Raw genomic sequence first — 14,541 nt, 5'->3', positions numbered from 1 at the left:
TGATGACGTGCCGCCGGAGATCGCAGCCGAGATCCAAAGACAGACGCGAGGGCTCACACCCGAGCTGGAAAGCCGTTTCGGCAAGAGGCCAAGGCATGCGGGTAGTTCCGACGCACCGCGGTCGGACGGCTTGGCGGGCACAACCCGGCCGTCGCTGGCGCCCGAGCTGGCCGAATCTGCTAGTCGCTCGAGTGTGGGGGAGCTCGACCGCGCTGGGGAACCGTGGCGGCAGCTGGCCGACAGGGCGAGTCCGACGCCACGCGCCGGCGGCCTGCGGTCGCACGGCGCTCGCAAGCAGCGGCGCTCGGCCCGACCGCTGCCGCCCTACCTGCGCGTCGTGAAGTAAGGGCGCAGCCGGAAACGGAAGTCTCAGGCTTGCTGGCTCGGGTAGCGATTCGATGCTACCCCCCATCGATCGGATCCTTGGGACGAATCGGAGCCTCAGCGTGACCCAAGAGACACCCCCGGCGTCGGGTGCGGATGCTGGCGACGCCGACTTGAAGCACATCGTCGCGGAGGAGGAGCGCGTGCTCAGCCGCGTGGTGCGCAATCTCGGCAATCAGTTGCTTCGGCGTGCGTCCGAGTCGGACTACGACGCCGATCTGATTGCCCTTCGGGACGAAATCGCTGAAGCACGCCTGGAGGATGTACCCGCCCTGATCGCACAGATGGAGCGTCTGCAGCAGGTAGCCGCCCGGCGCTCCGAAGTGACCAAGGGCTGGGTTGACGCACGTTCGCCCTATTTTGGACGCATCGTCCTGCAGGAGGGTGAGCGCAAACGCGAGGTGCTCATTGGAAGGGGTACGTATCTCGACCCGCGCACGGGCGTGAGCATCGTGGACTGGCGCGATGCGCCTGTGAGCCGCATCTACTACCGCTACGACGAGGGCGACGACTACGACGAGGTCTTTGGCGGGCGACGCGCCGAGGGCGAGGTGCTGGTGCGCCGAACACTGGCGATCGTCGACGGGCTGTTGCGCAGGATAGCGTCGCCGCAAGGCACCTTCGCGCGTCTGGGCTCCGGCTGCTGGCGACGGCTTCGCGACGTAGCTGCGGAGCTCGGGGGAGGGCAGGGCGCCGCGGTGCGTCCGGACCATCACCGCAAGTTGGGTCAACTTGGGGTCGGTGTGGACGGAGAGGGAAGAATCGAGAAGCACTTGCCTGAGATCGCCGCGCTCATCGATCCGGCACAATTCGACCTCATTACCCGACCCGACTCGAAACTGGTCGTCATCCAGGGGGGAGCGGGCAGCGGCAAGACCACGGTTGGGCTGCATCGGATGGCCTACCTCGCGTTCCAGTTCGCCAAGCGCTTCCGCGCAGACCGAATGCTCGTCGTCGTTTTCAACGACGCGCTTGCGCGTTATGTCTCCCGAGTACTACCCGCGCTGGGTGTTGCCGGTGTCGGTGTGTTGACCTTCGAGAAGTGGGCGGCAAAGCAGCGCGTGCGGAACGTCAAGGGGCTGCCTTTGCAGTACTGCGAAGACACCCCCAACGCAGTCGTACGGATAAAAAAGCACCCTGCGATGCTGCGGATCATCGATGCATATGTGGCCGGTCACGATAGGACCGTTGTCGCAGCACTGCACGAAGTCGTGGCCGAGCATCCCGCGGCCAAGGGGGCACTGGACACTTGGATGGCCGGCTCGGGGCGAGCCCTGGGCCAACGCGTCCTGGCAGCCTCGGCTTGGCTGGCGGGTTCCGGGGGCTCGGCCTTGCCGATGCGCGTCCGCCACCTCGTGGATCGGCAGCTCGCAAGAGCGCGCAGGATCGCATACGACGTGCCGGGTGCCTGGAGCGAATTGCTGACCGATATGGATCGCCTCTCCCACGGTTTTGCGGCTCACGCGAAAGGCGAATTCGGTGAGCGGGAAATGGCTGCAGCCGTGCGCTGGTGCACGCGACAGTGCTGGGCCGCTATGAGCGAGGTCGACTCGGTGCGCAGCCATCCCGCCAACGGTGAGTCCGACTTCGATCTCGGCCGAGGGGTCGACGGCATCGAAGAAGGGGAATCGCCCAGTATCGACCGCGAGGACGACGCGCTGTTGCTGCGGCTTGCTCAGAAGCTACGCGGGCCGCTACGCCGGAACAAGGAAGTGCTTGCGTACGCTCACATGTTTGTTGATGAAGCGCAGGATCTCAGCCCGGTCGAGCTTGCGGTGTTGCTCGATACCGTGCCCCGGCAGAGCGTCACGCTTGCAGGGGACGTGGCTCAGCGGCTGCTGCTGGATAACGGGTTCTCGGACTGGAGGGGAGTGCTCGGCGATCTCGGTCTGTCCGGTGTGGAAGTGGAGCCCCTCAAGTTGGCTTACCGCTCCACAGAAGAGATCATGGGGTTTGCGCAGCAGGTATTGGGGCCTTTGGCCGAGGCACAGCCAGCACGGGCCACACGCAGGGGCGTCCCGGTCGAAGTTTTTGAGTTCGCTCACGTGGGCGACACGGTTGCCTTTCTAGGTGAGGCCTTGCGTGCCCTCGCAGCGCGCGAGCCGCTCGCATCGGTGGCTGTGATCGCACACTATCCCGAGCAGGCTGACCTGTATCATCGTGGCCTGGCCAATGCGGAGGTGCCGAATTTGCGACGCATCGCGGACCAGGATTTCCCGTTTCGTCCGGGTGTGGACGTGACCGACGTGCGCCAGGTGAAGGGGTTGGAGTTTGACTACGTAGTGCTTGCCGAAGTCTCCGAAGTATCGTATCCGGTCGAGGACGAGTCGCGACACTTGCTCCATATCGCTGCCACCCGGGCGGCGCATCAACTGTGGGTCTGCACGACGGGCCGCCCGTCGGAGTTGCTGCCCGAAGGGCTCGGGCAGTCGGGGCACTCGCAGGATGGGTGATGGACAGCGTTGAACTGGTCGCTAGCAGCAAGAAACCACGCCCGCACCCAGCTCTCTCACATCGGGAAGGCTCTCTCACATCGGGAAGGCCCACTTCTCCGCAGCTCTGAGGACTCCGCATTCGATATTCTTGGCGCAGCCTCAACCAAACCGGGGGCAAACCGAGGGTAACCAGTTGCAGACGGTGCTAGTTTGTGTATGATCTCGGTTACGAGTCCCTTTTGCGGCGGCCCAGTCTGTTTGCCGCCATCTGGTACCTGGTCGCAGTTCGAGTCAATGCACTAGCCGGTGCGCAAGACTCGGGGAACGCGGGGGCAAGCGCAGCGATAGGCTGTGCTGCGTCGGCTGTTCAATGGAATCCATAATGATTCCCTTAGTTTGAAAACCTTCATAGACGCTGAAGGAGCTCAGCAGGAGCCTGGCCATCGGAGGCCGAACAGCTATGGCCGAAAACCAAGCGGTCGAAAGTCAGCCAACTCAGATAGCTCAGCACGTGGGGCGGATGTCGGATCGGGCGATCCAACGCCTGGTGGGCGGAAACGCGTTTCTGCGTGGACGCATCTACGCGCGACGACACGCGGTATCCGAGCTGAAGTCCAATGGCAAGGCTGCGCAATGCAAGATCCTCGTGCGCTCCGACGAGCCGCTGCAGACCAGGACCCATCTCGGCGACAGGGGTGAGATTACATCGCACTGCACCTGCCAGGCGTGGCGGGGACCGACCGGACACTGCAAGCATGTGGCCGCACTGCTGGTGGCACTTCGTGACCAGGAGCGACCTCCCAAGGCCAAGGAGCCACCGCAGCAACAGCGTCCGCGTTCGGTGCAGCAGCAGGCCAGTCCGGGGTCGAGCAAACGGCGTCGGGCGCGTCGCCGGCGTCGCGGTGGTGGCTCAGCGCCCGAGCAGGGCAACGGCGTAAAGGTTTCCAAAGTGGAGGTGCTGTCCACCAGGGATCTTGGTCTCGGGGGTGCGCAGGCGAAGGCCGAGCCTCGAGCCGGCCTCGAGGCGTGGCTGCCTCGCGGCGAGTTGGCCAAGCCACACACGTTCGAGTACCGCGTGTTGGTCCGCGCAGCGTCTATTTCCGTGACGCCGGTGCTCGCGGGGACGCGCTCCGCAGTGCCGATCAGCGACGCCCTCGGGGGTTTCAATGCCGTCCCCGCGGCCGAGCGGCCCCTGCTGCGAGCCCTTGCCCGTCACACCTCCAGGGGTTCTCCCGCCACGGCAGAGCTACGTGGCGAGGACGCCGCAGAGGTCATGACGATGCTGCGCGGTCGACGCGCTCTGCTGGAGCCTGCGTCGATGGAGCTGCGCTTCGCCGAGGAGCCGTTGCTGCCAAAGATCGAGCTGGACCTGGCTAGCAGCAAGGCGGTGAGGGTTCGCGTGGTCTTCGAGCTTCGCAGCACACGTCGCAGGTTCCCCCTGTCGAGCGGTGCATGGTTCGAGGGCACGCCCGGCTGGTACATCGACACCACCGACGGAGTTGCACGTCCCGTGGTCGAATCTGTCACACCCGCGTGGCTGCAGCGTCTCTACCGCTCCCCGGCCCTGGTTCATCCGCTGGCCGACTTGCCGCGTCTGCTGGTGGAATATGTTCCTCGCGTCGCAGCATCGCTCGGCACCGAGCTGCCCGATCTCACATCGGTTGCCGATGTCGCCGATGCTCAGCCGCGTTTCCAGTTGCGAGCGGGAGGCGACATCCTGGAGGCGAACGCGCGGCTCCACGTCACGTATCGGGACTTGGAGTTCGACGTTCCAGCCACGGGCTTCCCCCCGCCGCTGGCCTTTCAGCCGCCGCGCTCCGGGGCCCGACCGCGAGTCGTACGGCGCGATGTGGGAGCCGAGATGAGCGCGATCCAGGCGCTGATGGATCGGGGTTTTCGGCCCGGCGACAGCGGCGAAGGACTTGTCGCCAGTGGTAAGGACGCGGTTCGCTTCTGGACGGAGGGCATCGGTACCTTGCCCGAGACTTGGGATCGGTTCATCCCCGACGATCTCATTGACGTCACGATTCGCGATCAGTCCGTGACTCCGCACGTCAGGGTCTCCAGCGGCGTCGATTGGCTGAGTCTCGATATGACGTTTCTGGCGGGATCGGTGGCCGTCGACGAGGAGGAGTTGCGTCAGTGCCTTGAAAAGGGGCGCCATCTGGTCAAGCTCTCGGACGGCACGTACGCGCCCGTCAAGGCCGAGCAGGTAGGGGAGATCCTGGCTCGTATGGCCGAGATCGTGGCGACGAGCGGCCAGCGCAAGAAGCTGCCGCTGTCCCAAACGGGGCGGGTGCAGGACCTCTTGCGTCTGGTGTCCGATGCAAGCGTGGCTGCCGGCGTCAAGCAGCTCTTTGGGAAGCTCGAGGACCTGGGGCAGATCGAGCAGGTGGCCAAGCCGAGGTCGCTGCGAGCCTCGGTTCGTCCCTACCAGAAGGACGGGTTTTCGTGGTTGGTATTCCTACACGGGCTCGCGACCGGTGGCATCCTGGCCGACGACATGGGGCTGGGCAAGACGCTTCAGACGCTCGCACTGTTGCTGTGGCTCAAGTCCAAGTCCAAGGGCAAGAAGGCGCCGAGCGTGAGCCTGGTGGTTGCGCCCACGTCGGTGGTGCCGAACTGGCTGTGCGAGATCGAAAAGTTCGCGCCCTCGCTCAGAGCGCTTGTCTGGCACGGACCCGACCGCCAGGACCGGGCCGATGATGTGGAGAATCTCGACGTCATGATCACGAGCTATGCGCTGCTGCGTCGGGATGAAGAGTTTCTGTTGGGAATCGACTTTCGTTATGTGATTCTGGACGAAGCGCAGCATATCAAGAACCCCTTGAGCGCAACCGCACGAGCGGCCAAGAGACTGAAGAGTGAGCGTCGGTTGGCATTGACGGGGACACCGATCGAGAATCGTCTGAGTGAAATCTGGTCGATTTTCGACTTTGTATCGCCGGGACTGCTTGGGGATCTCAGTCGATTCGAGGAGAAGTTTGCACGTCCGATCGATCGCGGTGACGAGCAGACAGCCATGCGGCTTCGAGCGACGATCCATCCGTTCGTCATGCGACGAACCAAGCAAGATGTTGCAAAGGACCTACCGGCGAAGATAGAGCAGGATATGGTGGTCCCACTCGCGGATGCACAGTCCAAGCTCTACAGCCAGATTCTGCGCCAGATTCGCGAAAGCCTGCTCAGTGAAGTGGAGAAACAAGGCGTGGCCAAGTCGCAGATCCAGATCCTGGCTGCACTGACGCGACTCAGACAAGTTGCCTGCGATCCACGTCTGCTGAAGATCCAAGGCGATTGGGACGACGATGAAAGCGGCAAACTCGCCGCGCTGCGTGAGATCCTTCAGGAGGCAATCCCGGGTGGTCATCGCTTGCTCATCTTCAGTCAGTTCGTGGAGATGCTGAAGCTGATCCGCGTGGTCATGGACAACGAGGGCATTACCTACGAGTACTTGGACGGCTCCACCAAGGACCGAGCCAGTAGAGTCGAGCGCTTCAACAACGACGAGTCGGTTTCCGCCTTTCTGGTGTCGCTGAAGGCGGGCGGGACCGGGTTGAATCTGACGGGCGCCGACACCGTGGTGCACTTCGATCCCTGGTGGAACCCGGCGGTCGAGGATCAGGCCACCGACCGGGCACATCGCATTGGACAGACGCGTGTGGTCTCGGTGTATCGGCTGATCGCCAAGGGCACTGTCGAGGAGAAGATCCTGCAGCTTGGCGCCAAGAAGCGACAGCTGGTGTCCAGTGTGCTGGTCGCGTCCGACGGCGGCCCCATGAAGGGGTTGACTAGGGCGGACGTCGAAGAGCTCTTCAGCTAGTTCCCGTCGAGAACGGCGCCAGAGCCGCTTACGTCCTCAAGAAGATCCTCGAAATGGCGCTGCTGTTCCTGCGGGCTCTGTCGATTTCAACCGCATGCTCCGGGCGCGCTGGCTCTTGCATCCATTCTCGACGGGAACGGAGTTGGCATCGCACCAGGCCGGCTTACGTCCTCGGCCCGGCCGTGCAGCCACGCAGCGCAGCGGCTGTTGGTGTTCACAAGCTGTCGCGGAGCAGCACGTCGCACGCGTAGCGCACCCGTCGAACGAGCCGTCCAAGGGGCTGCTTGCGGACTTGTTTGCGCAGGGCGAGCAGGACGCGACGCTGCAATACATAGCTGTTGGTCTTGGGGCGCAGGCGGGCCGAGCCGCCGTTGCTGGTTTCCGACAGAGGCTCGAGCAGCTCCCTGGGGGTGTAGCCCCATTCACACAGATCTGCCGGCTCCAGGCGTTCGACGATTTGCTCGGCGAGCGCACGCTTGTGTGGATCGGCCTTTAGTTCCTCCACCCACTTGGAAAGCGAGCTCGACACCGGGCGTTCGTGCTGACCGACTCCAATGGGATCGCCCATGCCCTTGCTGGTCTGGAAACGCTTGCCGTATTCGACCGCGCCCGGTTCGTTGTCGACACCCAGATAGAGGAAGATCCGCTCGAGCTGGGCTGTGGGGTCAGCGACGAGCTGTTCGTAACTGACGTGAACGAGCGAAACGGGTCGCTCGCGCAGCGGCCGCGCCATGGCAGGGATGTAGCGGTTGACAATCGGGTTGTAGGCGTTCGCTGCTCGCCAGTCCCCGCCGAAGAAGCTGTTGGCGTAGGAGCTCATGACGGCCAGCGGGTGGCGTGTCAACACGACGTAGCTGGCGTCGGGATAGAGCTTTGTAAGGAAAGGCAACACGAGCGCGTAGGCTGGAGTCTTGTCCAAGAACAGATCGCGGCTGCTGCCGTGCAGTATCCGCCCGTACAACGTGTCGGTATAGCTACGTAGTGCTTCGAGGTAGTCCCTTTCCTTGTTGGGAAGATCATCGACAAAGGAACGAATCGCCTCAGCGGCATTGATGTGGTCGTACGGTGCCGCGTCGACCCGGTCATGAAAGCCAAGGTAGGCGAGCGGCGTGATCACATGGGGCTCGGGCCGCGTGAGAATGCGCGAGTGCGATCCCAGCATGCGCTGCAGCAGGGTCGAGCCCGAGCGCGGCGGTGATATGACATATAGTATCCGGGGTGCGTTCACGGGCGCCGGGCCTCCGGCATGCGGACGCGCCTGTTGGGCGCCGGGTCGAAGTAATGCCGCCACTTCGATTTCGATCCATCCCGTCCAGCGGTGTTGCGCCGCCTTCCACTACAGGGAGCATTCGTGCGACAGGGCGCCTTGCTGGCCGGGCGTCTCGGGGGCGACCTGGCGATACTGTTCTGACCCGACGCCTTGGCCTGCGGAATCAGCATGCGCTGCACGTACCAGCCGCGCGTGTGTGGAGCCAGCACAACGTGGACGTGCAGGGGGATGGTGGCCGGCCCGGCCCGCCGCCGACCTTGGGCAAGGGCTCGCAGCTCGATCCGTCCGTCCGGCAGCTCACGGCTTTCGTTGATGATTAGACGCGCTTCACTCCCCGCAAGGCGGCTGCAGGTCATCGACGTCATCCGCTCGGCGGGTGCGCCTGACGGGCTCGAGGCTGCCGGACCCCGGGGATCACGCCGACGACAGGCGTCGAAATAGGCTTCTGCGGCCCTCTCCGGAGTGCGCACGTCATCAGGGGGGTGGACCTGGTGCGTCGAGTGGCTGGAGGGTGAGTCTTCGTTGCTCACGATCGCGCTCACCACGGCGAGTGTAACCAGCATGCTCAGCACGCTGAGGATCGGCGGCGCTAGCGCGTTGCCGCGCTTGAGCTTGGCGGGCCACCGACGTCCACCGGGGTCGCTCGACATAGCGAATCCGCGTGGAGCATTGTAGCCGCGGAACGGCTCTCGTTGCCACCTGGGGCGTTCGGGCGTACGCTTTTGTGGCGGATCTGGAACCATGCCCCACCTTGGAACTGCCGAGCTGATACTCATCCTGTTGCTTGGGCTCCTGCTCTTTGGGCCCACGCGCTTGCCACGCCTGGGCGCCGCTGTGGGGGACGCCATCAGGAGCCTGAAGCGGGGCGTTCGGACTCGGGACGATATCGAGATTCGGCCGGAGGACACTCCACGTCGGGCCGGCGTGGAGCCCGATGGCGATCGAGGCTGAGGGGCGCCGGCCCACATGGCCCCACGAACCGCGCGTCTTCGAGGGCCCTTTGTCGAACCGCGGCCCTGTGGGCGTGAAGCATTGGTTCGGACTCCTTACAACAAGGGAATAATCCCGCACCTTGCGGAGTTAACCTGGCCATCGTGCGCAGTCCCGTTTCCCGTCGAGGTAAGGCCATGTCGGCTCGGCAGGCCGAGTTCGAGGAGGCCGCGTTCCGGCATTTTGACTCGATGTACGCGATGGCGCTCAGGCTCACCCGCGTGCCTGCGGAGGCCGAGGATTTGGTACAAAACGCGCTCCTGCGCGCTTGGCGGTTCTATGACCACTTCGAGCCGGGCAGCAATCTCAAGGCATGGCTGCTGAAGATCCTGATGAACGGTTTCATCAACCAGTACCGCCGGGGAGCGCGCGAGCGCTCGACACGAGAGGCGCACGACCCGATGCTGCCAGGACACACGACCATTAGCGCGGAGGCGATGCGGGGGCTGCTCGACCCGGAAGGCAACGCCTTGCGCCCTGCGGTGGCTCGCGAGCTGAAGAACGCGGTGGATAGCCTACCCAGCGATTATCGAGCCGTGATCCTGTTGGCTACGGTCGAGGAGCTCACCTACAAGGAGATCGCCGATGTCCTTGGCTGCCCCATCGGCACGGTAATGTCGCGGTTGCACCGGGCGCGCAAGCTTCTGCAGGCGCACCTGCAGGGCTACGCCGAGGAGCTTGGCTTGGTGCCAGCGGCTTGTGCAGGCCAGGACCGGGATCGCCCAGATCGTTCGGAGAGCTCCCCGCCGGGTGAACCCGCCTCGCTCGATGACTACCGCCGCCGCAGGGGGCACGGCTCATGAGCTGTGAACGGATGCTCAGGTATATCGGCGCATACGTTGATGGGGAGCTCGACGCCGGGCGGTCGGTGGAGGTCGAAGCGCATGTGGAGGCGTGCTCGGATTGCCGCCGTCAGCTCGCCGTGGAGCGGATCCTGCGTAAGGAGCTCAGTAGCCGGATGGCGCCTCCCGGGGCTCCGGAGCTTGTGCGCGTGCGGGCTCGCACGGCATTGCGTGAGCGGTGGGCAACCGCGAGTGGACCGTCCGAGCCCTGGTACGAGCCGGTCCTGCCGCGCTGGACGTGGGCGGCGGCTGCTGCCGTGCTGCTGGGAGCCAGCAGCGTGGTGGGCTTGGGGCTAAGCGAGCCGGGTAGGCAGCTTATCGATCAAATGGTGCAGGCCGAGGGCCGGGTGCCCGCCAAGAGCGCCATCGTCGAGCTGCCGATTCTGCATGATGTCGTCAACAGGCATTCGCATGCGCTGCCGAGCGACGTCGAGCACGCCGAACAGGTGGAGCCCTGGTTCCGCGGCAAGGTGCCCTTTCAGGTAAGGCCGGTCGAGTTCGAACGTTTCCCTGTTCGGATGACGGGGGCCCGCCTGAGTCATGTTCGAGGCCGTCAAGCTGCAACCCTGTACTACAATGTAGGTGGACGCAGGCTCACCGTGGTAGTGTTCGAGTCGCCTGCCGAGGTCACGTGGGGCGACAAGCGCGTGCGGCTTGGCAAGCGGGAGCTGCCGTACCACGAGGTGCGCGGTTACACCGTTCCGATAGTCCAGCGAAGCGGTCTGGTGTACGCGATTACGGGTGACCTCGACCGGCGCTCGTTGCTGCAGCTGGCCGCCTCCGCCCGAATGCGATAGAGCGGTGCGACGTGGGTGCTAGGGGTGCGGTCATCCCGAGCGAGTCGTAACTGATTGAAAGGTGAGGAGGTTTGGCCGATGGACCGTTGACAGGGTTCCGTGGCGCCTTCTATGCTGGCGTGCCGCGCCAAGCCCGTGTCTCTAATCGAAGCTCTTCTCAAGAAGGTGGCCTATGACGCATCGCGTCCTTGTGTTCGAAAACGACGAGCGGTATTCCGCGGAGCTTCGAGCGGAGCTGGAGAGCTTGGGAGCCAGCGTCGACGTCGCCAACAACGGCCTGGATGGAATCAAGCAAGCCGAGGATGCCAGGCCCGACTTGATTCTGCTGGCGGTCGAGCTCGATGGCATGAATGGCTTCCTCGTATGCAAGAAGATCAAGAAGAATTCGAATCTCCGGTCGGTTCCTTTGATCATACTATCGAGCGAGGCTACCGAAGAGACCTTTGAGCAGCATAAGAGACTGAGAACGAGGGCTCAGGACTACGTTCGAAAACCGATCAGCGCCCAGGATCTGGTTGCGCGTGCGCGTCAGCTCGTGGAGCTTGGCGGGCCGGCCGCTTCGACAGGGGACGGGGCGGATGCGGACATATCGCCTGCCGCGCCTGCGGACGTGCGAGCAGCCATGGAAGCGAATCGACCAATGGAAGACTCGAGCCGACAGCGCAGAAACGCCGGCGGAAGCGGCAGGGATATCCTGGAACTCAAGCAGCAGCTCAACGGCAAGAACCGGGAGATCCTGGATCTGCGGGCTCAGCTTGCATCGCGGGACAAGCAGATCCTGGCGGAGCGCGAGAAGTCCCTTCCTCTCGAGCGAGAGCTCGCCGACGGACGCGACCGCGTGCTGCAGCTGGAACACGAAATGCAAGAGCGGCGGGAAGAGATCAGCGCGCTCAACCAGGACAAGCACGGTCTGGAGGAAAACGTCCGTACGATCGAGGGCGAGCTGGCTGCCGCCAACGACCAACTAGAGCGAGCCAGGCAGGAGCTTGACGGCGCGGCCGAGGTACTCGCCGGCGAGCAACGGCGGATGGCCGAAGCGGCCGATCGGGAAAAGGAGAAGCTGGCAGCCGAGCAGGCGGCCGCTGCCGCGGAAGAACGGGCCGAGGCGCTCGAAGCGCTGCGCGCGGAAATGGCAGCGGAAGCCGAAAGCCAGCGCAACGGGCTGCAGGCGAGGCACGACGAGACAGTGCAAGAGCTGCGAGCACATCACGATATCGAGCGCGGTGACCTGCAGCGCCGGCATGCTGAGACGGTCAAGAGCCTCCAGGAGGAGCACTCACGCAAGGCGAGCGAGGTGGAGCAGGAGCTCAACCAAGTGCGCGAAGAGCTCAAGGCCAAGAAAGCCGAGCACGATGCGGTTCAGCGCTACGCCGATGAGCTCCGGGCGCATTCCGAGAGCCTGCAGGGCAAGCTCGGCCGGGACGAGGAGCTGCTCGAGCGTACCCGGAGGGCGATCACGATCGGCTTGAGCCTGCTAGAGGAGCAAAAGGGCAACAAAGCCGAATCCAGCTCTCCCGCGTCGTGACGTGAGACTACCGTTTCCGGCTAGGGTTAGGGCTCGAGCGTCAGCGAACGCTCATCGCCCGCAGCGAGCGTGATGGTCTCGTGGCGGGTTCGGCCAGCTGCGATTGCGGTGACCCGATGCGTTCCCGCCGCCACCGGCGCGCTCACAGGGGCCCGGCCCATATCCCGGCCATCGATGTGCACTGTGCCGTAAGGGATCACGATCACGGTTAGGCGTGCGGTTCGCTGTTGTGGTCGGCTGCTCCCTGTCCGGCTGTCCGGTGCATGCCTGCGCTTGGTGGACCGCGCGCTTCGCCGATTGGCGCTGGAGGATCCGCGCGCTCGCTTCGCTCGCCGATTCGTGGCGCGTCGGTCCACGGGTAGCCCCCGCCCGGCGCCCGCCCGCGGCGGCTGCTTGCTACCGGCGTTCCCTCGGGGCGGCGCCGGCCCCGGATCCGGTTGCGCGTCGGCGCCGTGATCTTGGTCCGGGCCACCGGCGCGCGGGAGCTTCGAGCGGGCGCTGGCGGGCGGCATCCGGCTCGGCCCGTCCGCGGAAGGAGCCGAGGACCGTTGTAGCTCCCTGCTCGCTGGCGCCTGCAGCGCAGGAAGCTCCCGCTTGAGCGGCTGGGGCCGAGCAACGTCGGCAGGCTCGGCGCTGTAGTACGTGGCGAGCGCGGCCACGCCGGCGGGTACGAGCACGAGGCTGGCCAGCACGGATCCCCGCCCCGTTCGCAGGGTCCGGCCCCTGCTCTGCGGCGCGGTATGGGTTGCTTCCAAAGGCGTGCTCCCACCCAACGCGGCTGTAGCCGGAAGCTGTTTGGAGCGCGGGCCCTCTTGCTGCTGGTGCGGACGCTGGGGACCGATGCGGGCTAGCTCGGCAACTAGAGCCGCCAAGATCCGCCGTGCTTCCGGGGGTTGCCGCACAACGAGCAAGGCGTCGCCCAGCTCACGCGCGGAACCGAACCGCCGCTCCGGATCAGGATCGATGAGTCGCTCGACCACGCCGGCCAACTCGGGGGAAACTTCGGGTTGAGCCTCGGCGATGGGGAGGTGCTCGCCTTCAGACGCGCGCCGCAGAGTCTCCAGGTCGGTTGGTCCGTCGTAGGGTCGCTGGCCGGCCAAGCACTCGTACAGCAGCACGCCAAGCGCAAATAGATCGCAGCGTTGGTCGAATATCCCGCTACGCACGTATTCGGGCGCCATATAGGGGTACTTGCCCTTGATGGTATGCCGGGTGGTCTCGCTCGGGCCGTCCACGGGCTTCGCGATGCCGAAGTCAGCCAGCTTCACTTCGCCTTGAGCGCTGAGCAGGACGTTGGAAGGCGATACGTCGCGGTGCAGGACTCCCCCGTTCGGGGCCCCGTGCGCGCAGTCGAGCGCAACGGCGAGCTCGCTGCCGAGCCACGCCGCAAGCGGGGGTGCGACGGCCTGGCCACGCAAGACCAACGCGTCGAGCAGCTGGCGCAAATCCATGCCTTCGATGAGCTCCAGGGCCAGGTAGTGACCACCGTCTGCGACGCCGAAGTCGATGACCTGAACGATATTCACGTGCCGCAGGCTGGCGGCGAGTCGAGCCTCTCTCAAGAAATGGCGTACGAACGCTTCGTTGTCGTGCATGTCGGAGCGGATCCGCTTGAGACACACGCGCTGCTCGAAGCCGCCCGGTCCGCGACGCACGGCCACGAACGTCTGTGCCATGCCGCCTTCTCCGAGGGGCTTCTCGATGTCGTAGGCACCAATTCGGTCGGGGGCCTGACTCATACCCGGCGGCTAGCAACCTACCACCGGGCCGCGCTCGCGGTAGCCTCGAGCCTCCGGGTTGTTGGCCGTAGCCAGGGCGCTCGAACGGCGGGCGCGCCGGCGAGCGCATTCGCCCTGCGCGGCCGGTCTCGACCAGTTATTCTGTCACGAGCCCTAATCATGGACGCAGGAGACCAGCAATGACCGGAACTTCCCGCTTGCGAGAAACCTCGGCCGAGGTGGGAGCGGTCTTGAAGGCTCGTGCACCCGGGGACGAGCATCCGCGAGGCGCGGCGTTGCGGGACCCCCGTGCCTTGATTGTGGAGCTGTGCCGCCAGTTCTACACGCTCGGCTGGGTATCGGGAACCGGGGGTGGAGTGAGCTTGAAACAGGCCGACCGGATCTACATGGCCCCGAGCGGTGTTTCCAAGGAGCGCCTGGATCCCCAGGACATCTTCGAGCTCGACGAACGTGGCCATGTGTTGCGGCCGCCGCCTGATCCAGGCCACAGGCTAAGCGAGTGCGCGCCGCTCTTCATGGCCGCGTACACACTTCGGGATGCGGGCGCCGTGGTGCACAGCCATGCGATGAACGCGCTGCTCGTGACCCTGCTCTATGAGACCGCCTTCCGCTGCAGCCGGCTGGAGATGATCAAAGGCATCCAGGGTCACGGGTATCATGACGAGCTTGTGGTTCCGATCGTCGATAACACTCCACACGAGCGCCAGTTGACGGGGCGCATCAGCGATGCCATCCG

At 64.8% G+C, this 14,541-nt stretch carries 11 protein-coding genes; 8 read left to right on the top strand and 3 right to left on the bottom strand.

Translation table 11 applies throughout. The annotated features are described in order from the left end of the window. From MJD61_19470 to MJD61_19460, 3 genes are all read left to right on the top strand, one after another. The coding region (locus tag MJD61_19470) for a hypothetical protein (protein MCG8557443.1) at nucleotides 1-346 on the top strand (346 nt) is incomplete at its 5' end. Between the two features lie 100 nt (nucleotides 347-446). Continuing rightward, entirely contained in the window at nucleotides 447-2,837 is a 2,391-nt protein-coding gene (locus tag MJD61_19465) for an ATP-binding domain-containing protein (protein MCG8557442.1), read from the top strand. Nucleotides 2,838-3,339: 502 nt separating this feature from the next. Further along, the gene (locus tag MJD61_19460; protein ID MCG8557441.1) at nucleotides 3,340-6,642 is read left to right on the top strand and encodes a DEAD/DEAH box helicase; all 3,303 of its coding nucleotides are present in this window, start codon (nucleotides 3,340-3,342) and stop codon (nucleotides 6,640-6,642) included. Nucleotides 6,643-6,856: 214 nt separating this feature from the next. On the opposite strand, the gene MJD61_19455 is transcribed toward MJD61_19460, so the two are convergent. Together MJD61_19455 and MJD61_19450 are read right to left on the bottom strand one after the other, a co-directional pair. Then, entirely contained in the window at nucleotides 6,857-7,804 is a 948-nt protein-coding gene (locus MJD61_19455) for a sulfotransferase (GenBank protein ID MCG8557440.1), read from the bottom strand. Nucleotides 7,805-7,866: 62 nt separating this feature from the next. Beyond that, a complete protein-coding gene (locus tag MJD61_19450; protein ID MCG8557439.1) occupies nucleotides 7,867-8,562 on the bottom strand; it encodes a hypothetical protein in 696 nt (231 codons plus the stop codon). A 91-nt stretch (nucleotides 8,563-8,653) separates the two neighbouring features. Here MJD61_19450 and MJD61_19445 point away from each other — a divergent pair, with 91 nt between their 5' ends. From MJD61_19445 to MJD61_19430, 4 genes are all read left to right on the top strand, one after another. Continuing rightward, on the top strand, nucleotides 8,654-8,863 hold the full coding sequence (locus MJD61_19445; protein MCG8557438.1) for a twin-arginine translocase TatA/TatE family subunit: 210 nt from the start codon (nucleotides 8,654-8,656) through the stop codon (nucleotides 8,861-8,863). 176 nt (nucleotides 8,864-9,039) lie between these two features. Continuing rightward, nucleotides 9,040-9,705 carry a sigma-70 family RNA polymerase sigma factor gene (locus tag MJD61_19440; protein MCG8557437.1) on the top strand — a complete coding sequence of 222 codons (666 nt, stop codon included), beginning with the start codon at nucleotides 9,040-9,042 and terminating at the stop codon, nucleotides 9,703-9,705. Between the two features lie 11 nt (nucleotides 9,706-9,716). Next, complete coding sequence (locus MJD61_19435; GenBank protein MCG8557436.1) at nucleotides 9,717-10,541, top strand: zf-HC2 domain-containing protein; 825 nt, start codon at nucleotides 9,717-9,719, stop codon at nucleotides 10,539-10,541. Between the two features lie 172 nt (nucleotides 10,542-10,713). Beyond that, nucleotides 10,714-12,066 carry a response regulator gene (locus MJD61_19430; protein ID MCG8557435.1) on the top strand — a complete coding sequence of 451 codons (1,353 nt, stop codon included), beginning with the start codon at nucleotides 10,714-10,716 and terminating at the stop codon, nucleotides 12,064-12,066. Between the two features lie 26 nt (nucleotides 12,067-12,092). Here the strand turns inward: MJD61_19430 and MJD61_19425 are convergent, their stop codons facing one another. Further along, the gene (locus MJD61_19425; GenBank protein ID MCG8557434.1) at nucleotides 12,093-13,805 is read right to left on the bottom strand and encodes a protein kinase; all 1,713 of its coding nucleotides are present in this window, start codon (nucleotides 13,803-13,805) and stop codon (nucleotides 12,093-12,095) included. A gap of 179 nt (nucleotides 13,806-13,984) precedes the next feature. On the opposite strand from MJD61_19425, the gene MJD61_19420 reads away from it, so the two are divergent. Then, on the top strand, nucleotides 13,985-14,541 hold a 557-nt coding region (locus MJD61_19420), incomplete at its 3' end, for a class II aldolase/adducin family protein (protein ID MCG8557433.1).

This window comes from Pseudomonadota bacterium (assembly GCA_022361155.1).
GTDB lineage: Bacteria > Myxococcota_A > Polyangia > Polyangiales > JAKSBK01 > JAKSBK01.
The sequence above is the reverse complement of the archived record's forward strand: the minus strand, read 5'-3'. Positions and strand labels throughout refer to the sequence as shown.